Annotated in this window: 20 protein-coding genes and 1 riboswitch; of the genes, 3 read left to right on the forward strand and 17 right to left on the reverse strand. The window is 35.6% G+C overall.

The window, feature by feature from the left end; all coding sequences use genetic code 11:
• Positions 1 to 53 precede the first annotated feature (53 nt).
• From ERK18_RS00930 to guaA, 4 genes are all read right to left on the reverse strand, one after another.
• A complete protein-coding gene (locus tag ERK18_RS00930; protein ID WP_187153900.1) occupies positions 54 to 1343 on the reverse strand; it encodes a hypothetical protein in 1290 nt (429 codons plus the stop codon).
• Between the two features lie 93 nt (positions 1344 to 1436).
• Entirely contained in the window at positions 1437 to 2147 is a 711-nt protein-coding gene (gene budA, locus ERK18_RS00935; RefSeq protein WP_187153901.1) for an acetolactate decarboxylase, read from the reverse strand.
• 306 nt (positions 2148 to 2453) lie between these two features.
• The gene (locus ERK18_RS00940; RefSeq protein WP_187153902.1) at positions 2454 to 7196 is read right to left on the reverse strand and encodes a type ISP restriction/modification enzyme; all 4743 of its coding nucleotides are present in this window, start codon (positions 7194 to 7196) and stop codon (positions 2454 to 2456) included.
• Positions 7197 to 7422: 226 nt separating this feature from the next.
• The gene (gene guaA, locus ERK18_RS00945; protein ID WP_390885841.1) at positions 7423 to 8973 is read right to left on the reverse strand and encodes a glutamine-hydrolyzing GMP synthase; all 1551 of its coding nucleotides are present in this window, start codon (positions 8971 to 8973) and stop codon (positions 7423 to 7425) included.
• A 190-nt stretch (positions 8974 to 9163) separates the two neighbouring features.
• Positions 9164 to 9261: riboswitch (purine riboswitch) on the forward strand.
• 79 nt (positions 9262 to 9340) lie between these two features.
• Between guaA and ERK18_RS00950 the strand changes: the two genes are divergently transcribed.
• Positions 9341 to 9937 (forward strand): xanthine phosphoribosyltransferase, encoded by a 597-nt coding sequence (locus ERK18_RS00950; protein WP_187153904.1) that lies wholly within the window; start codon positions 9341 to 9343, stop codon positions 9935 to 9937.
• A complete protein-coding gene (locus ERK18_RS00955) occupies positions 9918 to 11231 on the forward strand; it encodes a nucleobase:cation symporter-2 family protein (protein WP_187153905.1) in 1314 nt (437 codons plus the stop codon). The genes ERK18_RS00950 and ERK18_RS00955 overlap by 20 nt, the downstream gene beginning before the upstream one ends.
• Positions 11232 to 11304: 73 nt before the next feature.
• On the opposite strand, the gene ERK18_RS00960 is transcribed toward ERK18_RS00955, so the two are convergent.
• The 3 genes from ERK18_RS00960 to ERK18_RS00970 form a co-directional block, all read right to left on the reverse strand.
• Entirely contained in the window at positions 11305 to 11793 is a 489-nt protein-coding gene (locus ERK18_RS00960) for a phosphotransferase family protein (RefSeq protein WP_187153906.1), read from the reverse strand.
• 40 nt (positions 11794 to 11833) lie between these two features.
• Positions 11834 to 12190, reverse strand: coding sequence for a hypothetical protein (locus tag ERK18_RS00965; RefSeq protein ID WP_187153907.1), 357 nt, complete (start codon positions 12188 to 12190; stop codon positions 11834 to 11836).
• Between the two features lie 111 nt (positions 12191 to 12301).
• Complete coding sequence (locus ERK18_RS00970; RefSeq protein WP_187153908.1) at positions 12302 to 12508, reverse strand: helix-turn-helix transcriptional regulator; 207 nt, start codon at positions 12506 to 12508, stop codon at positions 12302 to 12304.
• A 202-nt stretch (positions 12509 to 12710) separates the two neighbouring features.
• Here ERK18_RS00970 and ERK18_RS00975 point away from each other — a divergent pair, with 202 nt between their 5' ends.
• Entirely contained in the window at positions 12711 to 14126 is a 1416-nt protein-coding gene (locus ERK18_RS00975) for a C69 family dipeptidase (protein ID WP_187153909.1), read from the forward strand.
• Between the two features lie 172 nt (positions 14127 to 14298).
• Here ERK18_RS00975 and scrK read toward each other — a convergent pair whose 3' ends face one another.
• The 10 genes from scrK to ERK18_RS01025 form a co-directional block, all read right to left on the reverse strand.
• On the reverse strand, positions 14299 to 15171 hold the full coding sequence (scrK, locus tag ERK18_RS00980) for a fructokinase ScrK (protein ID WP_187153910.1): 873 nt from the start codon (positions 15169 to 15171) through the stop codon (positions 14299 to 14301).
• Positions 15172 to 15441: 270 nt separating this feature from the next.
• Positions 15442 to 16068: a hypothetical protein gene (locus ERK18_RS00985; RefSeq protein WP_187153911.1), complete on the reverse strand. Its 627-nt coding sequence runs from the start codon at positions 16066 to 16068 to the stop codon at positions 15442 to 15444.
• 159 nt (positions 16069 to 16227) lie between these two features.
• On the reverse strand, positions 16228 to 17502 hold the full coding sequence (locus tag ERK18_RS00990) for a UDP-N-acetylglucosamine 1-carboxyvinyltransferase (protein WP_187153912.1): 1275 nt from the start codon (positions 17500 to 17502) through the stop codon (positions 16228 to 16230).
• 129 nt (positions 17503 to 17631) lie between these two features.
• Positions 17632 to 19251, reverse strand: coding sequence for a CTP synthase (locus ERK18_RS00995; protein WP_187153913.1), 1620 nt, complete (start codon positions 19249 to 19251; stop codon positions 17632 to 17634).
• A gap of 125 nt (positions 19252 to 19376) precedes the next feature.
• On the reverse strand, positions 19377 to 19931 hold the full coding sequence (rpoE, locus tag ERK18_RS01000) for a DNA-directed RNA polymerase subunit delta (RefSeq protein WP_187153914.1): 555 nt from the start codon (positions 19929 to 19931) through the stop codon (positions 19377 to 19379).
• A gap of 46 nt (positions 19932 to 19977) precedes the next feature.
• Entirely contained in the window at positions 19978 to 20382 is a 405-nt protein-coding gene (locus tag ERK18_RS01005) for a YwiB family protein (RefSeq protein WP_187153915.1), read from the reverse strand.
• Between the two features lie 121 nt (positions 20383 to 20503).
• Positions 20504 to 21694: an MFS transporter gene (locus ERK18_RS01010; protein WP_187153916.1), complete on the reverse strand. Its 1191-nt coding sequence runs from the start codon at positions 21692 to 21694 to the stop codon at positions 20504 to 20506.
• A 102-nt stretch (positions 21695 to 21796) separates the two neighbouring features.
• Positions 21797 to 22567: an acetyl-CoA carboxylase carboxyltransferase subunit alpha gene (locus tag ERK18_RS01015; RefSeq protein ID WP_187153917.1), complete on the reverse strand. Its 771-nt coding sequence runs from the start codon at positions 22565 to 22567 to the stop codon at positions 21797 to 21799.
• The gene (locus ERK18_RS01020) at positions 22557 to 23411 is read right to left on the reverse strand and encodes an acetyl-CoA carboxylase carboxyltransferase subunit beta (RefSeq protein ID WP_187153918.1); all 855 of its coding nucleotides are present in this window, start codon (positions 23409 to 23411) and stop codon (positions 22557 to 22559) included. The genes ERK18_RS01015 and ERK18_RS01020 overlap by 11 nt, the downstream gene beginning before the upstream one ends.
• The gene (locus tag ERK18_RS01025) at positions 23401 to 24798 is read right to left on the reverse strand and encodes an acetyl-CoA carboxylase biotin carboxylase subunit (protein ID WP_187153919.1); all 1398 of its coding nucleotides are present in this window, start codon (positions 24796 to 24798) and stop codon (positions 23401 to 23403) included. Before ERK18_RS01025 ends, ERK18_RS01020 begins: the two co-directional genes overlap by 11 nt.
• Positions 24799 to 24801 lie beyond the last annotated feature (3 nt).

Below are 24801 nucleotides of genomic sequence, written 5' to 3' on the forward strand. Positions count from 1 at the left end.
TTACTCAAAACCTACAGCAATTTCAAACATACCTATCTAAAAAATATTATGTCTTAATTATTACAAATAAAGTAACCATTTATTTTTATATCTTTAAATTCTTCTAAATTTGTTACATCATGATTGAAAAGAGCAAAATTCAAAGGAGCTTCTTTATCATTACTTCCTATTGGATCATATATTATCCCATCATATCCGCTATTTAATATAATCTTACCCAGTAAATTTGATAAAACATATTGCTGCTTATAGCTTTTTTTATCATTTTTATTAACTGGCTCAGAAACTTTTTTATATAATTTAGAATCTTCTAACAATAAAGAAACAGGTAATAAAAAACGTTTTTTATAAGTTTCCAAGCAAAAAATAACTAATTTATTTTTTTGATTTGCATAATTAAAATTAATTTCTCTTGGCAATTGCGAATACTCATTTGAAATATATAATGCTGTAGGTTTTCCACCTTTATTCCATCTTCCCTGAGAGGGTATACCTAATGGTGGTGTGAGTGCATCTTTTTTTAACTGTTCTGCATTTAATCTCTTTAATTTTGAAGAATTATTCTCACTCATAGATCTTGCACGATAAAATTTGCCTCTACTAATATAAGTGCCTATATGGCTTTCCGATAGATGTTGAATTGCTATTCTGAGGTTTTTAAAAACTCTATTGTTTTCCAAAAATTTATCATTATTAATATCTTTCTTGAGAATATCCAATTCTTCCATGTTCAAACTATTTATATATTCAATTGATTTATTTAGCGAAAAAGATACGTCCTCATCATAATCTTTATAAAAATTTCTATTTGTAAATTCTATATCACTTTTAGTCAATACCCTCGTATGCATATCATCAAAATCACTTAAAATATGATTTTGCTTCAAATAATTAATTATTTCATCTTTAATTTCAGGCAGTAAATCATCGCAACAAAAATCTAGTTGCTCTTTAATAACATTAATTAAGAGATTTCCATCAGAAACTTCATCACAAATTTTGTCCCTCATTATTTCATCGTCTTTATATGTTTCATTGACATCTGCTATTATCATATCGTTGTCACTTCCATCAAACAATTCAAATTCTGGTAATGACATAGCTACAAGACGACCCAATTCTTCAAACAACTCCTCTTCATTAATGTATATCCATTCATTTTTGTTTAGCTCCGTTTTACACCTATCACACATATATTTAGTATTTGAGATTAAATATTTATCCTGTATTTTAAAAAAATGTTCTCCAAAATCTTCGCTAATTTCTGACCTTAAATTTTCAAATATTAAATATCGGCTAAGAGCGTTTATTTCTTGGCTTAATCTACATTGTTCACAAAACATTTTTACACCATTTTAAAAATAAATTTAAATTATATAAATCATTATAATTTAATAAAACGCATAATAACAATAAGAATTTACTTTCAAAATATATTATTCCGACTTCGAAATAACATTATCCAACTTACTGGTGTCACTTAAATTGGCATTTAAAAAATCCTGATTATCAACTGGCAAATGCAATTCCAAGTTTTCTATTGGCTGAACGCTAACTGTTACATTTTTCATCGTAGCTGCCAAAACATGACCACCAAAGCTTAAATCGTCTGCCAAAAAATGATTGTGAAATCCCGATACCCCAACGCCTTGAAAAACTGTTGGTGTGTAATAAGTAATCATTGTTCCAGTTATATTTTCAGTCTCGAATTCAACCTGATTTTCAGCAATTTTTCCCAGAGACGGATATGGCTTATGTGATTTTTTAGAAGATCTTGTACGAATTTTTTGGAAAACGCCTTTAGTCAATATTGCGAAAAATTGATTTTGAGCATTATTTTTGGTTAGAACATCTTTTAGCATTTCCGCCAAATCGACACTTTGGTAGCTTTTGAATTTGTGATAATCAGCAAAACTAACATCTGCATAAGTCACTTTAAAGTCATCTGGCAGTTTCACAGCCGGACCACTAACATCTATTTTGTAACCGACACCGTCTAATATAACTAATTCACCATCAACGCCATCACCGGTTCCTATGCCGATATTGCCGTGTTTTAACAATTCTGACAGCTGTAAAGTACCTTCCAGTAGACCTTCAACCAACATTTGCATAGTCCCATGTTGAAACAATGTGTTTTTTGTCATATTTGCTGCTCCTTTTCTCAAAAACCAACATATAAAAATTTAAAATCAAAAATAGTATACTAACTTTTTTATTTATCTTTGCTTAACTATAATTTAATAAATTATCATTATAGTATAAAATTTATGTGCTTTAAAAATTAATCTACCTTTAGATATTAGCATTATTCTAAAATTGAGCTTTTCAGTATAAAAATCGAATAAATATTCTGAAAAATAACCGACAAAATTATAAATTCACTAATCAATGAATATTGCAAAGGAAAAAGCTAAATAAAAAGTAGTGTAATAGATTACACTACCCTATTTCTATTCATCAACTTCAAAACGTGGTAATTCATTAATCAAATCAACTGTTTGCACTGACACATTGATGATACGCAAAAGCAAATTAAAAATATATTTTGGATCATCACTAAAGTCGTTAGGGTCATCTGTAATACCAGATTTTTCATCAGTTTTAATTTGATATTGGTCCATAATCCATTCAATTGCTGAACGTCCATTAACTACATATTCATATGCTTTATCTGGAATGTTGGATATTGTAATACTGTCGTTAAAAATAATCGTGGTTTTATCATTAACCATTTTACCTTTATTATTGTGCTTTTTGGCAAACTTCATTTTCTTAACTTTATAATCATATTCACCATTATAAATAATTTCTACTTTGTCATAAACATTTACTTCTTCATAATTAAGATGAAGATCCATTAGTTTCTTACCAATTTCAACGTATTTTTCTTTATTTTTAACAATTGGAATACGCGCTAAATCTTTCTTTAAGTCATTAGCATACTTTTCTTGATATTCCTTTGAATTTAACAAGCCATAAACATAAGCAAAAGTGTCATCAAGTGAAAAGCCAATTTTATCAGCAAAAGCTTTATTTACATTATCTTTATTAGGTATTAATTCATCAATTTTATCTGAATTATCGTAACGCATAAAGCCCTGACCATTCATCATTGCCTGCATATCTGGAATTAAATTTGTAACTAAGACTGAAAAAGCTTTTGATGAACTCCGGCCAGTTGTAAATATTACTAGATTGCTTTCACCAAAATGATTATAATAAAGTCTAGTTTCTTCAACCAAATTACGGTCATAATACAAGAATTTTTTTGTAAATGGTCTATACATAATCGTTCGAATTTTACTTTTATCAGGATCTATCTTACAAAAATTATAAAAATTTCTTTCTAACTTTCTTGTCCATTTAATTTTATGTGTATCACGGTTTAGTTGAAAATTTTTCTTATTTTTACAGTTTTCAAAGTTAGTTAATTCATTATTATAATTATCAATTAGTTTTTTTACATTTTCATAGACTTTTTCAGCTGAGTATCCATACACCCACATATCTCGATTACTAACTATACCTAGTGCATGGGTAATAAATACTCCTTTTAAAGAGTTATTATCATCCGAAATCCATGTATATTTTTGATAATTTGGATCTTTCCTATTGATCCAATCATTATTGTTATCTGGTTCAATTTTATCCCAATCAATGTTTGGATTTAAAATAGTACCAAACTTCTTAATTATATTAAGCTTTTCTTTTCGGCTTAAATAGTCTCCAATATCATGATAAAAAATTTGATGATTATCAGATCCATCTTTTATTAGAATACTAATAGCAATAGGAGTTCTAGTACCTTGCCCAAAAATATTATCTTTTTCTTGACGACGCTTTTCACCAGAGGTTCTAGCATTACCTCTTAAATTAAAAATATAAAGATAGTTAAACTCCTTATATAGAGAGGCCCGAAAGCCATCAGTACTACTGCTGTCAAGAAAACTTCCGTTCGTTATAAAACCAATAATTCCCTTATCATTAATTCGATCGCTTGCCCATCTAAAGGCTTTGATATAGGTATCATAGGTGCCTTTACTATAGCCTGAACTACTATTAGCAACATATATTTGTTGAATTTTTTTATCTAACTTAGGATAATGTACATTCTGATTGTCATCATTTTGATTTTTTTGTCCAGCAGAGTACGGTGGATTAGACATTATTACAGTAATTGGCTGCCTCATTTGTTCTTTTAACCGGTGATCATTATCATCAAACATATCATCATCTAATACGCCTTCGCGTTCCGTACTTTCAAATGTATCAGTCAAAACAATTCCATCAAATGGTACATAGCCATGATCTGGACCATTTACTTCATCAAATACAGCTTCAATATTAATTGCGGCAATATAATAGCTCAATAGAACAATTTCATTAGCATGAAGTTCATGCATATATTTGCGCAAGATATCATCATAACTAATTTTTCCTTGATCCATTTGCTCTTTGAAATATTGTAAAGTCCGTGTAATAAACGTTCCTGTGCCAACAAATGGATCAAGAATGTGAACATTCTCATCGGCTAATGACTTATTAAAATATTTCTTTAAAGCATCATCAACTGAATTAATAATAAAATCAACTACTTCAATTGGAGTAAATACAATTCCCATTGCCTCGGTTGTCTTTTTAAACCCTTTTTTAAAAAAAGTTTCGTATAATGCAACAATCAATTTTTGTTTTCCAGCTGCATTATCAATTCCTGAAGCGCGTGATTTAATTGAATCATAAAATGGCTTTAGCTTTTCAGTTTCTTTTGCAAAACCGAATATTTTGAAAGCTGAAATCACATCATTAATTGATCTTGAGACAACATTATTTTGTACAAAACTATAATCGCCAAATAAAGCATCAAATACAGGCTCAGTAATTAGATGCTGTGCCAACATTTGAATGGCTTGTTCTTGGTTTATTGAATCATTAATATTGTATTGGAGACTAGTAAGAAACTTATCAAAAGCTGCTTTAGCTCCGGAGTCATTAGCGATTAAACCATTAATTTGAAGAATATACTTCTTAGCAATATCAGCAACATCTTCAGACCAATCCTCTAAATAGCGTCTATCACCTACATGCTGAACTACTTTGCCGTAAAATGCATCACCCATTTCTTTCCATTCTTTAGCTAAAGCTAATGATAGCTGCTCATGTCCATGATCATAGCTTTCGTCTTCTTTCACATCATTATCGGGACTTGAATTGACTCCAATAAAATTAATTCTTCCAGATTTTTTCTTATTTAAATCAAGCTTATTAACTTCCGCTTCAAATCTTTCATCTGTAGAGCGTAAAGCGTTCAATACCTGCCATACCGCTTTATATTCTTTATTATTATTTAAAGCTAAGTTGGGATTACTTATGTCAGAAACCACAATTGGTAAAATTATATAACCATATTCCTTACCTTCATATTTACGCATAATTCGGCCAACAGCTTGAACTATATCAATTTGAGATTTTTTAGGACTAAAGAAAATAATGCCATCTAAGTTAGGAACATCAATTCCTTCAGTTAAAAAACGAACATTTGAAAGAACACGCGCATGATTTTCTTCAATCTTTTCATCAGCTAACCAGTTAATCTCATCTTCTTTTTGCAAGGCATTTAAACCACCATCAACGTGATGAACATCAATTCGATAGCTATTAGTAGCATTCGGGGCTAAATATTCATTAACAACAGTTTCAAACTCATTAGCGATGATTTTCGAATTTTTAATCTTATCAGTGAAAGCTATTGCTCTCTTCATTGGTTTACCTTGAATTTCACCAGTTAAGCCATCTCGTTTAACCATTGCATTCCAAACACCTATGATTTTGCCAATATCATTAGGCTCTATTTTATTATCACGAGCTAACATTTGTACCATATTTTTGTCAATATAGTTTTTATTAGTTGCAAGAACCATTACTTTGTAATCTGATAAATAACCCTGTGTAACAGCATCACCAAAACCTAAACGATAAATTTCTTTACCATAAAATCTTTCATCATCCATTGATGATACAACAATGCTATTTTGCTCTGCTTTTTTCTTAGAATTTTGATCGTAAATTCTAGGAGTAGCAGTTTGATAAAGACGTAGTTTACCTTTAACATTATTGTTTGAATGTACCTCAGTGAAAGCTGTATCATCACCCAATTTAGTAGCTCCAGTAGTTCTATGAGCTTCATCGGCAATAATCAAATCAAATTCAGGATAACCTTTTTCTTGAGCATTCTTAATAACATCAATTGATTGATAGGTACTAAAAACAACAGTCATATTGCGACCTAAATCAAGTTGCTGTAATTGCTTATAATGAGCCATTAACTCTTCAACATTAGTGGTTGGCTCAAAACCAATGTCTTTAGCGCCAAAATCGTCCTCATTATTATTTTTTCTTTGATTAGCCTTGCGATCTGAGACGACTGACAATGAGGTAATATGAATATTCTCCGAAACATCATCATTCCAACTAAATAAAGTTTGAGATAAGAGTTGAATACTAGGTACCAAATACAAAACATTGAACTTAGTTTTATGCTGGTCTTGCATCAAAGCTTCGGTGATTTTTAAACTGGTAAAGGTTTTTCCTGTTCCTGGTGCCATAATCAATTTGCCACGACTATGATTTTTAAAATAAGTAATTGCCTTTTCAACCGCTTCTTTTTGATATTGACGCGGTTTTTTAACTATTTTATTAGATAAATCATTATTTTCCTTAGCAAATGAAAATTTCTGCCAATTAATATTTGCATTTTTAAGTTGATTCAGGCCAATAATAGTTATTGGTTTGGTCATAAATTGCATAGCGGCTTCTGCATTTTTATTGAGCTCATTGGAAGTTGACACTAAGATTCCTGCAGAATAATAGTCTTTACCCGTTTCAGCTAAAAAAGAATTTATAGTTTCTTTGCCAACCTTACCTTTATAAAACTTAGCCTGAACTGCAGTTAGCTTACCTTCATAATCTTTAGCAACAATGTCAACACCTAAATCTTTTTTCGGAATATGAAATTTATCTGGAACTTCGTTTAACAGCCATACACTTTCAAACTTATGCTTATAAACGGGCTCATTTTTTAAATACGAAACCACCATCTTTTCAAACGCTGTTCCGCGATCTCGTTGTTGATCAAGATTATCATTAATTTGTTTTATTAATTCATCAAAAGTGGCCAAATTTATATCCTCCACCATACTATTTACAATCTTTATATGTGTAATTTCCCTCAATTAGAACTTTTTTACATTCCTAATAAAATACATAATCTATAATTTAGATTATATACTTTACAAAAACGCTTAACAAAAAAATTCTAGTACTCACTAGAATTTTTCTATCTTGCTTAGAAGGTAATCATAGTTTTTTTAATAAGCTTTTAAATACTTTTAAATTTCCTTTCTAGCTTTAACTCATAGAGTCTTATTCCCACTCAATCGTTGAAGGTGGCTTACTGGTGACATCATAGACTACACGGTTAATGTTTGGCACTTCATCAACAATACGCGTTGAAATCTTTTGCAAAACATCCCATGGCAAGCGAGCAAAATCAGCGGTCATTCCATCAATTGATGTAACTGCACGAATACCAATAGTATAGTCGTAAGTGCGACCGTCACCCATCACGCCCACGGATTTGATACCGGGCAAAACGGTAAAGTATTGCCATACTTTTTCCTGTAAACCAGCCTTTTTAATTTCATCCCGCAAAATTGCATCACTGTCACGCACCAGTTTGAGTTTATCCTCAGTTACTTCGCCAATAACGCGAATGCCAAGACCAGGTCCTGGGAATGGCTGACGCCAAACCAAATCATGCGGAATGCCTAATTTTTCACCCAGTTCACGCACTTCATCCTTAAATAACTTGCGCAAAGGTTCAATTAATTTAAAATTCAGATCTTTAGGTAACCCACCAACGTTATGGTGCGACTTGATTGTCTGGGCAGTATTTGTGCCGCTTTCAATCACATCGGTGTACAGGGTGCCTTGGGCTAAAAAGTCCACATCTTTAATTTTCTTTGCTTCGTCCGCAAACACCTCAATAAACTCTTTGCCAATGATTTTCCGCTTTTGCTCAGGGTCGGTGACACCTTTCAGTTTATTTAAAAAGCGCTCTTGGGCATTTACACGAATAATGTTAACGCCTAAATCACGGTTCAAGGCAGCCATAACTTCATCGCCTTCATTTTTGCGCAACATACCGTGATCCACAAAAATAGCTGTCAGCTGATTGCCAATTGCTTTGTGCAAAAGTGTCGCCGTGACACTGGAGTCTACTCCACCTGATAGTCCCAGAATTACTTTCTTATCCTTCACAGTTTTTCTAATTTCAGAAATTTGCAAGTCAATAAAATCTGTCATTGACCAATCAGCTTTAGCGCCGCAGACTTTAAAGGCAAAATTACGCAAAATATCAAGACCATATTGCGTATTGCGCACTTCCGCATGGAACTGAATACCATACATTTTGGCTTGATCGTTAGCAATAGCGGCAATCGGGCAATTTTTACTTGAAGCAACCGTTTCAAAGCTAGCAGGCGCACCAGTAACCAAATCACCATGACTCATCCACACGTATTCATCTTTGGGCAACCCAGCAAATAAAACGGAGTTAGTATCTTCAACTTCAATGTCGGCACGACCGTATTCAGAATTATCCGCTTTTTCAACCTTGCCGTTTAAATAAGAAGCCATTAGTTGCATCCCGTAACAAATGCCTAAGATAGGAATGCCCAATTTAAAAATTGCAGGATCTACTTTCAAAGCGTTTTGGTCATAAATACTGTTGGGCCCACCTGAAAAAATAATGCCCTTGGGATTAATCTGCCTTATTTGGTCCATACTAATATCATGCGGCAACAACTCGGAATAAATCCCAAAGTCCCGCAACCGCCTCGTTATTAGTTGATTATATTGACTGCCAAAATCAAGCACAATAATCTCATCAAAATCACTAATATTCTTTTTCAACGACATCCAAGCTCCTTTACTAACCTTATTTAATACAATATCAACTTTACTAAGAAATAGTTCAGTGGTCAACAATTTTTTAGCGTAGCACTATTAGTTCACGAATATTTTTAAAAGTAATCATATAAATAATTCGAGATTTACTTTTAAAATTGGTCTTGCACATATTATGCGACTCTGTTACAATGCTTGCAACAGGAAAATAAATATCTATATATTGCCGTAATGAGGTCGGCAGTTTCTACTCAGAACCGTAAATTCTGAACTATGGATAATATAGCATTTTGTGCGGCTATTTGCTGCTTTAAAGGGCTTTTTTTACCATAGTTTTGGTAGAAAAAGCCCTTTTGTGATGAAGGAGGAAAAAGTGAAATTATTAGAAGACCGGATTCGCAGTGACGGAGAAGTTTTACCCGGTAACGTTTTAAAAATCAACTCATTTCTAAATCATCAGGTAGATCCCGAACTAATGAAGAAAGTCGGAGAAGAATTTAGTCAACTATTTAAGGATAGTGGTGTCACAAAAGTGTTGACCTGCGAAGCTTCCGGAATTGCCCCTGGAATAATGACAGCATATGAATTACATGTACCAATGGTCTTTGCTCGCAAGAAAAAGCCTGCAACACTGAATGACGCGGTTTATTGGGCAGATGTTTATTCTTACACTAAAAAAGTTACCAATCAGATTTGCGTTGAACAAAAGTTCCTGCACAAAGATGACCACCTGTTAATTATCGATGATTTTCTAGCAAATGGCGAAGCAGTGAAAGGCATGATCAATATTGCTAACCAAGCTGGTGCTGAGGTAACTGGTGTCGGTATCGTAGTTGCTAAAACATTTCAAGGTGGCAGCGAGTGGATTAAAGATCACGGGTATCACCTTGAAGCATTGGCAGAAATCGCTAGTTTGACCAATAGTCAAGTACGTTTTGTGGGGAAAAATAATGGCAGAAAAAGAAGTTAGCCAGCAAAAAGCAGCGGTTTTAGGTTTACAGCACTTATTAGCAATGTATTCCGGGGCAGTCGCTGTACCCCTTCTAATTGGTAATGCACTAAAATTTTCCCCTGCACAAATGACCTATCTAGTTTCAATTGACATTTTCATGTGCGGCCTTGCGACACTTTTGCAATTAATGCGCAATAAGTACTTTGGTATTGGCTTCCCAGTCATTTTAGGTTGCGCCATTCAAGCAGTTGCCCCCTTGCAAATGATTGGGCAGAAATTCTCAATTAACGACATGTATGGTGCCATTATAGTTGCCGGCATTTTTGTCGTTTTAATCTCAGGCGTTTTTGCTAAAATCAAAAAATTCTTTCCACCTGTCGTAACAGGGACCTTAATCACCACTATTGGCTTAACCCTCGTTCCGGTCGCAATCCAAAATATGGGTGGCGGCAATTCTGCTGCTAAAAGTTTTGGCAGTGGTCAAAATCTCCTTCTGGCTTTTTGCACCATGTTCATTATCTTGGCATTAGAAATTTGGGCTAAAGGATTCATCAGATCAATTTCAGTTTTAATCGGTCTTGTTGCCGGAACTGTCATTGCCGCTTGCATGGGACTCGTTTCCTTCACTCCAGTCATGGAAGCATCCTGGTTCCACTTACCTCAACTATTCTATTTTGGAGTGCCGAAATTTGAATGGTCTTCCAGCCTGACAATGATCATTATTGCTTTAGTGTCAATGGTTGAGTCTACCGGAGTATTCTTTGCCATTGGTGATCTTTTGCACCATGACGTAACCGAAGAAGACTTGAAAAAAGGTTATCGTGCAGAAGGTATCGCCCAAATTTTTGGCGGTTTATTCAATGCGTTTCCTTACACTACTTTCTCTCAAAATGTTGGTCTTTTGCAATTATCCGGTATTAAAACCAAGCGTCCGATTTATTGGGCCGGCGGATTACTCATGGCTATGGGTTTGTTGCCTAAAATTGGCGCAATGGTAACAATCATTCCTACCCCAGTTTTGGGTGGTGCCATGCTGGTCATGTTTACTATGATTGCTGTTCAGGGCATTAAGACTTTAACTAAAGTTGATCTCAGTGACAATAATAATGTCTTAATTATTGCCATCTCAGTGGGACTTGGACTCGGCGTTACTATTTATCCCCAATTTTTCAAAAACCTGCCGGCTACTGTCCAATTATTTCTAAGTAATGGGATCGTAATTACCAGCTTGTCAGCTACTATTCTGAATTTCTTACTTAAAGGAGGTGATAGAAAGGCAAAACAAAAAACTCAAACTGCAAATATCATGTAAATAAAATTGTTTTTACCCTTGAGACAATTTTGTTTGCACCAAAAAAGTATCTTCCTGTTAAGAAGATACTTTTTTAATTTGTAAATATCAAAGCAGTCATGCTAGCATTGTCGCTATTTTTCTTTCTGACGCCTAAAAATGAAAAACAAGTTGCCAGCATTTGTTCACCAATTTCCTTAAATGGCTTATCCTCAATTTTTTCAGTATATTTCATAATCCCAATTGCTGTAATAAAAATGAGAAAGACCTGTGTCACTGGAGTGACTGCAATTTTTTCACCACACTTTTCATATCCTTTTACAAAAGAAACAATCAATTCTTTCTTTAAACCAAAATCCTGGTAAAAAAGCTTAATAAAATCCAGATAATTAACCCCCATACGAGCTCTCTCAAAATCAATTAAACGAAGATGCCCAGCAACAATTTTATAATTACGTAAACCTACATCCCCATGTAAAACTGTAGTTGCATGTGCTATCAAGTCTTTTTCAATATCCGCTTTTTGCGCTGTAAATAAAGCTAACACTTGCAGCAATCTGCTTTTAATTTCTTCATTCTGCAAGCTATTGCTATCCGATTTTGCTTTCTCAAACAATTGATTATTAAGATATATGCCAGAAAAAAGGTTTTACGTTTCGGTGAAAACGAGCTAACTGTGTTCCCATCTTAAATGCTAAATCAGGGGTAATTTGTCCTTTAACATCAGTTGGTGTCAAATCTTTCATGACCAAAACAAATTGTTGCGTCTGTTTGATAGCAAAAGAGTCTAATACCCGAGTATTTATTTGCTGGTTAACAGCTTTTTCAGTTAAAAATTTTCCTGCTTGTGCAAAGACTTTAACAAAAATCACTTGTTTATAAATTTCACTATAACCAAAAAAGGTGCTGTTTAATGACTGATGCGTTATTTGGGTTAAGTTCGCTTTTAATTTTTTTTGTAAAATTTCCTTAGTTTCCATATGTATATCTCTTTTAGTCTTTAGGCTTTCTATAATTCATAATTCACTCGATTTTCTTGCCAATTGAGGTAGCAGTATGAAAACGTACCATAAATAATATTCTTCTTTGTATTAATCATTTTTTTCGCCTTCATATAAGAACAATTCGTCAACCGTTACCCTTAATATCTGCGCCAAATGAAAAGCGTGTCCTAAAGATGGGTCATACTTATCATTTTCAATGGCGTTGATTGTTTGCCGAGTAACATGAGCAGCTGCGGCTAACTGAGCCTGTGAGTACCTCTGCTTTTTACGCAATTGAGCAATTCTATTTTTCACTAGTTCACTCTCCTGTCAAACATATTTGACTATTTTAGTAAATCAACTTTTACATTTTTCGTCAATCCTAAATTAGAATTTAGTTAGAAGCAATAGTTGTCAAAAGTAATAATAATTTAGGTTTAAGTTTACTCATTTTTTTGCAAACAGCCCGCCTTTTTTAATACAATATAGGTTAAGTAATTTTGAAAGGAAAGATTAAATGAAAAAAGCAGAATGTACGACTATTCTTGTCGGTAAAAATGCCACCATTGACGGTTCAGCCATGATTGCCAGAAGTGAAGACGGTGGCCGTGAAATAATTCCTGAAGGGTTTGAACTTATTACCCCTGAAAAGCAACCTAAGCACTATGAAAGTGTCATTAGTCACCAAAAGATTGATGATGCAGATTTAGCAGAAAAGCCTTTACGTTATACCAGTGCACCTGATGTTTCTGGCGAAAGCGGCATCTGGGCTGCGGCCGGAATTAACTCAGAAAACGTGGCAATGACTGCTACTGAAACTATTACTACAAATGCACGTATACAAGGGATTGATCCTCTTCTTGTGCACGGTGGTCTGGGAGAAGAAGACTTTGTTACTTTAACATTGCCTTATATCCACAGTGCTCTTGATGGCGTTAAGCGCATCGGTTATTTGCTGGAAAAATACGGTACTTACGAAATGAACGGTATGGCTTTTGCCGACCACGATGAAGTTTGGTACCTGGAAACTATTGGTGGCCACCACTGGATTGCACGCCGCATCCCTGATGACGCCTACGTTGTTGCTCCTAACCGTTTGAATATCGATGAATTCCACTTTGGTAAAGATGGTTTCTTGGCAGATGATACCTTAGAAGACTTAATCAAGGAATACCATTTAAATCCTGACCGTGAAGGTTACAACATGCGTCATATCTTTGGTAGTTCAACTATCAAAGACGCACACTACAACAACCCTCGTGCTTGGTTTGTTCACAATTACTTTGATCCAGAATTTGGTGGTAAGCCAAGTGATCAAGACCAACCATTCATTTGCCACGCTAACCGCAAAATTAGTATTGAGGATATTTGTTTTGTTGAAAGTTCACACTATCAAGATACCCCATTTGATCCATACGGTGATCAGGGTACCCCTGAGCAAAAGAAAACTTACCGTCCAATTGCATTAAACCGTAACTTTGAAACCCATATTTTGCAAGTTAGAAATGATGTTCCAGAGGAGATTGCTGGTGTGCAATGGCTTTGCTTTGGTCCAAATACCTTTAACAGCTTTGTCCCATTCTATACCAACGTTAATGACACTCCAGCCAGCTTCCAGACTGGTCCAAAGTTCGATTTGAATAAAATTTTCTGGTTGAACAAATTAACAGCACAATTAGGTGACACTAACTTTAAGGTCTACGGTGAACTAGAAAATGACTTTGAGCAAAAATCATTGGCCCAATGTCACTTCATTCAACATGAAACTGATAAAAAGGCAGTTGGTCTTTCAGGTAAAGAAGCTGAAGATTTATTAACTGAGGCTAACCAAAAGATGGCTGATCAAGTTTACAACAACACTATTGAACTACTGGGTAACATGGTCAATGAAGGTCATAATCTAGCAACACTTAAGTTTGACCTATTAGACTAATAATTATTAAATCGCCCTATTGTAAAAGGTTCGTTTTCATAAGGGTCAAATTCAAAAATTCATAGAACATAGTTATTTATTAAAAAGCGCTGAGAACAAACTCAACGCTTTTTTGTTAATCAATTTTCTAATGCTATATTTATTTCAAAAGATTTTTAAAAGATTATATGGATTATTCTCTTAGTAATCTTTTTGCCAAAGCAAAGTCACCAACAGTCGCAGAACCATTATTACTGATTTCTGGCATGGTAATGTATTGCTCTAATGGTGGCACGTGCACATAATTATTCAATAATGTCGCAAAATCACACCGTACTTTTTCTAGAAACTTTTCACTGGTAACGCCACCGCCAAAGACAATTTTGTCCGGGCGTAAGATCAAGGTAACTTGTAAGGCAGCCTGTGCCACATAATAACTCATAATGTCCCAAACAGGATCAGAAAGCGGCACATCCTTACCAGATTTATTGAGGCGTGCTTCAAAAGTGGGGCCTGAAACTAAGCCTTCCAAGCAATCTTTATGAAAAGGACAAACTCCAGCAAAATTCAAGTCGTCTGGATGGCGTTTAACTTTAACATGCCCCATTTCGGGATGACCTAAAGAACCCACTAATTTACCATTAATAATAGCTCCGCCGCCGACACCAGTGCCAATCGTATAGTAAACAAGTGAATCAACATCTTCATTTGATAACTGTGACATCACGTATTCGCCAAAAGCAGAACCATTAACATCAGTAGTAAAGAAAACTGGTACTTTAATTGTTTTTGTCAAAAATCCGACAAAGTCAGTATTGCTCCAACCTTTTTTGGGGGTATCAGTAATGAAACCATAATTAGGTGCCGTTTTCCGTATTTCAATTGGTCCAAAAGACGCAATTCCGATTGCATCAACATCAAACTGCTTAAAATAATCAACTGTTTTTTGTAAAGTTTCCTCCGGTGTAGTAGTGGGAAAAGTTGTTTGATCCTTTATTTGATAATTCTCATTACCGACCGCACATACAAATTTTGTACCGCCAGCCTCAATTGATCCTAGTAACATTTATATCTCCTTAATTGACCTTCCATTTTAATTACTTTTTTATTATAACTCTCAATCTAGATCTAAAAAATTTTTCTCAAGAAAAAGTGCGCCTTCCTGCAAGCCTTATTAAAATAGCTATTTACTAAAAAAGCCTGAAGCAATCATACTTCAGGCTTTATATTTTACTTAAACTATATTATTTATCTTATCTATATTAAGTCTTTGAACAATTTTCAATCAGTAGTAGCTGTATTACCACATAATTCTATACTTGATCTATTCCTTTAATTAATCAGGATACTTTCCAATTAATAGCACTGGTATTTCTCCCATAGTCCCATACTTAACGAATTCTTTTAGTTCTTTGATAGATGTCAGTGCGATTTTCTTTTCGTGTCCTGTCAATTCATTAGCTAATGTTTCAGCTTTAGCTAATAGTTCTGTAGTTGGCTTATTATTATCTCTAGCTGTCGTAACATCCAGCTCTGCCTGCACCAAAGGTTTCAGCTTTTCATCTTCTGTATTTTTGTTATATATACCAGTTAGATATGTAGTAGAACCCTTATATTTACCATCTTTTGAAACTAAATCAACAAACATGCCATTATGAATTGGCCTAACTTTTTTAACTTTAAAAAGTGTATTGTTCTTTACAATCTTTTTAATGACTTTAGTACTATAGGGTTTACCAGTAGACTTATATAAGGCTCCCTTTGTGGCATCAGTTAGTTTAAAAACATAACCGACCTTAGCAAACTTTTTGGACAAAGTCTTTTTAGAATAGTGAAAGAGTTTTTCTGCGCTTGTAACAGTTTTTGCTCCAACATTGTTTACAGAAAAAACTGCTCCGACAGGAAGGCTTAGCAAAGCCGCAGCTATGACAGTTTTAGAAAATTTCTGAAAGTACTTTTTCATTTTTATACCTCATTATTTCATCTTTAGTAATAATAATGTAATTATATTACGTTTTTATTACAAAAGAAAAAATAAAGTACTTTTTATAATTTTAAAATATAAACAAAAAGGCTAATCATTATGATTAGCCCACTCAATTATTATTCAGTTACCATTAAATTATTCATTAGGCACATCCTGAATTTTTACGTTTGCCCCCAGCAAACGTAGTTTTTCTTGAACGCGATCATAGCCTCGTAAAATATTGCCAGCATTGTTGATAACGGTTGTACCATCCGCCATCAAACCTGCTATCATTAAACAAGCTCCTGCACGAATTTCTCCAGCAGAAACCGTAGTACCATGAAGTTTAGCAGTAGGATGAACCAAAATAATATTGTCCTCAACCTTAATATCCGCACCCATCTTGCGTAATTGCTCAATGTGTCCAATTCTTTTGGGATAGATTTGGTCAATGATGACACCTTCACCAGACTTGGCGGAAAGCAAAAGCGGAGTCACCGGCTGCTGCAAATCTGTCGCAAATCCGGGATAAGATGCGGTGCGAATTTGCGTCATTTTCAAATCACCGGCTGGATAAACAAAAAGCGAATCCTCTGTGGCATCAATTACCACACCCATTTCTTCTACTTTAGCTAAGTAAGAATCAAGGTGTTCTTCAATAATATTGTGAATACAGATGCCGTTACCAATACAACCAGCAAGAGAAATATAAGTGCCAGCTTCGATTCGATCCGGAATAATTGTATGAGGAGTCTTGGCTTCAAGACGTTCAACGCCTTCAATCCTAATAGAATCGGTCCCGGCACCTCTAATGACTGCACCCATATTATTTAAAAAAGTAGCTAAATCAATTATTTCAGGTTCTTTAGCCGCATTATCAATAATAGTTTGTCCTTGAGCAGTTACTGATGCCATTATTATATTCATTGTTGCACCTACAGAAGGCATTGCTAAATGAATAGTAGCACCATGAAGTCCCTCTGCAGGGGAAGTGATTTTTATTTGATCATTCTCATTTTTTACACATGCGCCTAAGGCTTCAAATCCCTTAATATGTTGATCTATGGGGCGGGGACCAATATCATCTCCACCAGGGAAGCCCACAACAGCCTTACCAAAACGGCCAAGAAGTGCACCCATAAAATAATAGGATGCACGCAAACTCTTGATTTTACCACTTGGCAATGGGCTCATCTTAATGTGTTCTGGATTGATACGCAATGTTGTATTGTGAAAGTCACTCACAACATCCATTTCACTGAGCAGATCCATTAAGTTGTCAACATCTGCAATCCTTGGAACACCTTCCAAAGTTACTGGTGTACGCGACAATATTGATGCTGGAATTAAAGCAACAGTCGAGTTTTTGGCACCACCGATCCAGACATCACCTTGCAGGGGCTTTCCACCATGAATTATCATTTGCTTCATTGGCGAAAAAATCCTTTTCTATTTCGTTTAGTCATAATAATGTTATAGGAATTTAACAGAAAAAACAAGAGAAGACCTTTGCCTTCCCTCACCCAAAAATCTGGTTTTTGTATTATTCAACTTTGCCAATTAAAGCTTTTCTTCAGGAAGACCACATGCAGCACCAATAAATGCTTTATATAATCCTTCCGGCCTTTGTGGTCGGCTCAAAAATTCAGGGTGATATTGTGCAGCAATGAAGAATTTGTTTTTAGTCAATTCAATAATTTCAACTAAGTGGTTATCTGGTGATACTCCGGCAAAAGTCATTCCTGCTTTTTCAAATGCTTCACGATATTCATTATTAAACTCGTACCGGTGACGGTGACGCTCCTGAATGACATCTTGATTATCATACGCAGCAGCAGTCTTTGTCCCCTTCTTCAAGGTTGCTGGATAAAGACCTAAACGCAAGGTTCCGCCAATATTTTCTTCATCACGTTTGTCAGCCATAATGTCAATTACATTATGCTTAGTCTTAGGATCTGCTTCGGTGGTATTAGCGTCCTTATACCCTAAAACGTCACGCGCAAACTCGACAGTCGCCATCTGCATCCCCAGGCAAACTCCTAAAAACGGAATATCGTTTTCCCGAGCATATTTAATTGCTGTAATCATTCCCTCAAAACCGCGTGAACCAAAACCACCAGGAACGATTAAACCATCAGAATCTTTCATAAAGTCGGCAATATTATCTTCAGTCACGTCTTCTGCCTGCACTTTATTAATTTTGACATCAGTATTGTAGGCATAACCAGCATGCTTCAAGGCGTCTGTAACGGAAATATAGGCATCCTCAAGTTCAACATACTTACCAACAAGAGTAATCGTGGTAGTGTGTTGTAAATTTTTAACCCGGTCATCAAGCCTTTGCCATTCAGCCATATCAGCTTCATCCTTAGGACTCTTAATATGGAGAAAATCACAGACCTTTTGATCCATCCCCTGCTTTTGAAAAGCTAATGGCAAGTCAAAAAGTGATGGTGCATTAATTGATTCAATAATACGATCAACTGGCACATCAGTGAAATTGGAAATTTTATCCTTATGCTCCTGATCAATTGGCATTTCAGCACGTAACACCAACATATTAGGTTGAATTCCAATACTACGCAGTTCAGCGACTGAATGTTGTGTCGGCTTTGTTTTCATTTCTTGGGCTGCATGCAGGTAAGGTACTAAAGTACAGTGAATGTACATGACATTTTCTTCACCAACTTCACGTCGCATCTGTCTGATAGCTTCCATAAAAGGAGTTGATTCGATATCACCAACAGTACCGCCAATTTCTGAAATAACAACGTCTGAATCAGTAGTCAGACCAGCACGCATAATTTTTTGCTTAATCATGTCTGTAATATGGGGAATGACCTGAACAGTTGCACCGTGGTAGTCCCCGCGCCGCTCTTTTTCCAGTACTTCTTTATAAATTTTACCGGTAGTAACATTCGAATATTTGCTGGTGCGTACGTCAACGATTCTTTCGTAGTGTCCTAAATCAAGGTCCGCCTCAGTACCATCATCAGTGACAAACACTTCCCCATGTTGATAAGGATTCATTGTTCCGGGGTCAATGTTAATATACGGATCAAACTTTTGCATTGTCACCTTTAAACCGCGGTTTTTTAGTAATCGACCTAAGCTAGAGGCAGTGATGCCCTTACCTAGTGAAGAAACGACACCGCCAGTAACGAAGATATATTTTGTCATTAGCCCAAACTCCTTTGCAAAAAATAAGAATAATCAAAAATAAAAAAGCTCCCATACGGGAGCTTAAACGCACATAACGTGCCCAAATAAAATACTATCTATTTTGGGAGACAAAGTCAAGAAAATTATTCATCGTCATCTTCGTCGTCATCATCATTCAATTCAGACAACTGACCCTCAATGCCATCTGGCAAGTCTTCATCATCGTCATCATCGGTATTGACATATTCATCGTCATCATCAAAATCATCCGGCTCGTCATCAGCAGTGGCATCCAAGTCTTCGTCTTCCGGATCATCATTATCATAGTCAATGATATCATCGCTACCTGTAGCACTTGCTAAAAAGGCATTAACTTTTTTATGGTGTGTCCGAGTATCTTCTTCATCCTCGTCTTCAGGGTGATTAACCTCTTCATCTACAGATTCATAAGGAAACCATGAACGAAGAGCCCACACATTTTCACCCATCGAAATGAATTCACCATCGGTATTCATGTCAGTGTAGAATTGGGGCAAACGTTCCCTTATTTCTTCATCGCTGACGCCTAAGTACTTTTGCACTGCATTAACAATATCTGCAAAAGCCATTCTCTTATTGTTATCTTCTAAAATTGCGCGAGCAACTTCAATCATTGATAATTCATTGCGATTTTTATTTTTAAAGTCGTTTAATCCCACAATGTATTCCTCTCTCTTAAACAGTCTTTCTTATTTTACTAGGCGTTCAAGTAAAAATCAATGTGACGGCATAGTTACCTATTAAGTATAGACCACTATATAGGTTATATTCAATCTGAAGTTCTCTTGAACCATCATTTTTAGGGAAAAATTTAATAAATTCAGTCGTACTTTTGAGATCCATTTGATAGCCTTGTGCCACATAGCGACAGTCTTTACGTTCGCCAACGACAAAATGGAGTTGTGAGTAGTTATTTCTGTCAGTTCCCCGCCTAATAATCACATTACCTACTTTAATTAATATCTTAACGGGAATTTTGCCATCTTCCAAATATGAAACTCTGGTATTGCCGGCAGATTCAACTAATTCGCCATCAGCTGTTTTCTTGAAAGTTTCACTATCTTTGCCTTGGGTTATTTTGCTAGTAAAATCAATTTTTACTTTAGTCATATACTTGATTCTTTGAAATAAAAAAGCCAACCATGTTGATTGACAAATATGTCTTGATTTTTCATTTAATTTTAGCAAAAAATATTATAAATCAAATTATTTTTTTAAGCCAGCAATTACTTTAATTAGTTTTTTTGGGTATTGCCAGCAAAATATTTGTGCCGCCTATGATAATTAAGCTCGCACAAAGAACAATAATAAATTTTTCACCAACATGATCAAGAATTATGCCAGAAACAACTGACGAAACGGGTCCACCAATATTGGCAAAAGTTCTGATTGTGGTTAAAACCCGCCCCAAATAATTATCTGCTGTGGAAGTCTGAATGACAGATTCTGCAAGAACGTTATGAATACTGGTAGCAGGACCAAAAAGAAAAAGCAAAATACCAAAAAGTACCATGTTTTTTAAAGAAAACAACATCAAAATAAGCGGTATGGCGCTAATAGTCCAAGCCCAGCCAACTGTTATAATTCTTGCTTTCATTTTTCCGGCTATTAAGGCTCCCAGTATTATTCCCGCCAGTATGCATATGTAGAAAGTACTATAAAGTGCCGGCTGTCCCGCTTTTGCGGCTATACGCGGTAAAATTAAAATCATTGCTGGTTGTGCAAACGAATAAAGCAAGCCAGACCAAAGATAGTGCAATAAAAAGACGTTTTTCTTAATGTAACTGTAGCCGCTTAAAATTTTTTGCCAATATTTAGTTAAGCCTTCAGTCTGACTTTCTTTTTCTTTAACTGCATTATGAACAGGTATTTTTCTCAGAGCTGCAATTAACAATAACAGCCCTAGTAAACTCAAGCAGGCACAAGCTAAAATAATGTCTCCGCTTGCCATAAAAGCCAATAATGCACCAGAAAGTGCAGAACCACCAACATTTACCAGTTGATCCACGATATTAATCTTGGAAATAATACTGGTCATTTCTGTTTCATCCAGAATAGATTCTTTTAAAATAGCGCGATCAGCAGGGTTAAAAAATTCATCACAAATTGATAGTAATCCAGCAATAATAATGGCTAAAATATAACTTTGGCTAAAATAAATAATCACAGCTGTAAGCATAAACAGTAAGATTACTTGAATCACCATAGAATAGATGCTCGTTTTCTTGAAAGAGTGACTGTCAATAAAAGGACCGTAAAAAATAGAAAGAGCAGCAGTTATTGTGAAAATAGCATTAGTAATGCCAACCATAGTTGAACTTTTGGTTTGAATTTGGATCCACCAAATAAAAACCATGCCATAAAGCGAGTTGCCCAAGCCACTAACTAAGCGTGACAATAAGTATGGTTTTTTCTCTAGCATAATTTTTCTCGTTTCGCGCTAGTTCTGTTAAAATTCTATTTTAATTAAAAACTAATTAAATATTTAAAGCAATATATTTTTTATTAATTAGGTTAAATTCTTTTAGAACTTGCGGTATCTTACATGTCTTTTATCTAGTAAATCTACCAAATTTTCAATTTGAAATGTTTTTAGTTTTTGTCCTATTAATTCTTTTAGTCCCTCTGCTTGGTTTTCTAAAACTTGTTCAGGCAAAACCCGTTCAACTATGCCCTGTTTCTTTAACCATTCAGGTTCAATGTGCATTATTTCTGCAGCTTTTGTGGCTAGTTTAGCATCTTTCCACATAATTGAAGCAAATCCTTCAGGTGACAAAACTGTATACATGCTGTGTTCCAGCATCCAGACTTCATCACTGCAAGCCAAGGCCAACGCTCCACCTGAGCCGGCTTCACCAATAATAATAGTTAGAATTGGTACCTTTAACTGCAACATCTCACTAATATTAGCAGCAATAACCTGTCCTTGACCATTCTTTTCAACTTCTGCTCCTGGATATGCACCAGGCGTATTGATAAGAGTGACAATGGGAATACTCATTTTGGCAGCTGTTTTCATTACCCGCAGTGCTTTGCGATAACCTTGGGGCAAGGGACTGCCAAAATTAGTTGCCATGCGCTCTTTTAATTCTTGGCCCTTATTAGTTGCAATAACGCAGACACTCATATCATTTATAGTTGCAAAACCCGCGATTATGGCGGCATCGTCACTACTTGTACGGTCTCCGTGCATTTCAAAAAAATCGGGAAACAGTTGGATTACCAGACGATGCATGTTACTTTTATGGTCACTTCTTGCCCCATCCATGATGGCTAAAATTTTGTCATTCGCCATGAACTTGAGCCTCCCATTTTTCTGCAGCAAAAATTTTAAGTATCTGACCAAGTTTGGCTACCTGTTCATCACGAGGGACAATACTATCAATAAAGCCATTTTGGTAAGCATTCTCAACTGTCTGAAAATCCGGTGGCAGTTTCTTATTAATAGTCTGTTCAATGACTCTGCGTCCGGCAAAACCTAATAAAGCTTTAGGCTCAGCTAAAATAATGTCTGCCTGCGAAGCAAAACTGGCAGTGACACCACCAGTTGTTGGATCCATAATTACGCTGACATAAAGCAAATGTGCTGCGCGATGGTCATTAACTGCCTGTGAGATTTTAGCCATTTGCATTAGTGAATGAATTCCCTCTTGCATTCTGGCACCACCTGAAGCAGTGAACAAAACAACAGGTAATTTCTTGGTGGTTGCTTGTTCAAACAAGCGAGTTATTCGCTCACCAGTGGCTGTTCCTAGACTGCCCATTATAAACACCGGATCCATAATACCCAAAGCAGTTTCGTAACCGGCAATATTGGCTTGACCGGTCAAAACCGCATCCTTAAGTTTAGTTTTGGACTGCATTTTTTTAATTGTAGCCTGATAATCTGGAAAATCGAGTGGATCAGTAGTCGCTAAATCTGCATCCCATTCCGTAAAGTCCTTTGTCAGCATTTTCAAGCGAGCTCTGGCAGTTACCCGAAAACCGTAGCCACAATTAGGGCACAGCTGATATTTACCAGCACGATGAAAATAAAATTTACTGCCACATTTAGGGCAAATCCTAAAAATACCTTTAGGAACATTTTCCTGATACTTTTTTAATGCACTGTGGGGATGACTTGCAAATCTAATTGCCATTAACCTGCGCTTCCTTTTCATTATGTCTTAGTTGCCAAAGATAATCGGGTAAAAATTCTTGATCTATATACGTTGTTAAATATGTACCGGTCTGAAATTTATCATCGTTAAGCAAAGCAATCAAAAAATCTCGGTTAGTAACTAAACCTTTAATCTCAAATTCTGTTAGTGCATCAATCAAACGCTTAATTGCCATTTGCCTGTTAGCTGCATGTGCAATAATTTTAACAATCATCGAATCATAAAATGGTGAAACGGTATCCCCACTGTTAACTCCACTTTCAATCCTAATACCCAGTCCACTAGGCAATACCATTTTTGCGATCTTACCAGCCTGGGGGCAAAAATTTTTGCTAGGATCCTCTGCATTAATGCGAGCTTCAATTGCAGCACCGTGGACATGCACATCTTCTTGAGATATGCTCAGATCTTTGCCTGCAGCAATATTAACCTGTTCTTTAACGAGATCAATCTGAGCAACTTCTTCAGTAATTGAATGTTCAACCTGAATCCTAGTATTCATCTCCATAAAATAGAAATGATGGTCAGGATCCATTAAAAATTCGATAGTACCGACATTTTCATAATTTATTGCCTTTATTGCTTTAACAGTTATCTGTTGCAAATAGTCTCTTTCTTTTGCACTGATTTGTGAACAAGGTGTTTCTTCAATCACTTTTTGCTGGTTGCGTTGCATTGAGCAATCTCTTTCGGGAAGTGCCACCACATGTCCGGATTTGTCAGCCATAATCTGTACTTCAACGTGTTTGGCTGGTGAAATAATTTTTTCCAGATACATTCTGTCGTCTCCAAAAGAAATTCTGGCTTCTTCTTGTGCCTGGTTAAATGCTTCTGTTAAGTCAGCAGCTTGAGTCACACGTCTTATTCCTTTTCCGCCACCACCGGCAACAGCTTTGAGCATTACGGGGTAGCCCACTTTATTTGCAATTTTCACTGCAGCTGCAGCATTTTTAACAATCCCATCACTTCCAGGAATAACAGGTATATTATTCTTGCGCATCATTTCCCGGGCATTAGCTTTATTTCCCATTAAAGAAATGGTTTTTGACTTGGGACCAATAAAAACCAGGTGGCATTCTTCACACATTTGAGCAAATTCAGGATTCTCTGATAAAAAACCGTATCCTGGATGAATTGCATCTGCTCCAGTTAAGACAGCCGCACTGACAATATTTTGCATATTTAAATACGAATCGGCCGGTTGGGGAGAACCAATACATATTGCCTCATCAGCTTCTTTAACATGTTGGGCATGTTTATCGGCCGTCGAATAAACAGCAACCGACTTAATTCCCATTTCGCGTAAAGCCCGAATTATCCTTATAGCTATTTCTCCACGATTCGCTATCAAAATTTTTTTAAACATAAT

Origin of the sequence: Lactobacillus kimbladii (assembly GCF_014323605.1) — a bacterium.
Lineage (GTDB): Bacteria > Bacillota > Bacilli > Lactobacillales > Lactobacillaceae > Lactobacillus > Lactobacillus kimbladii_B.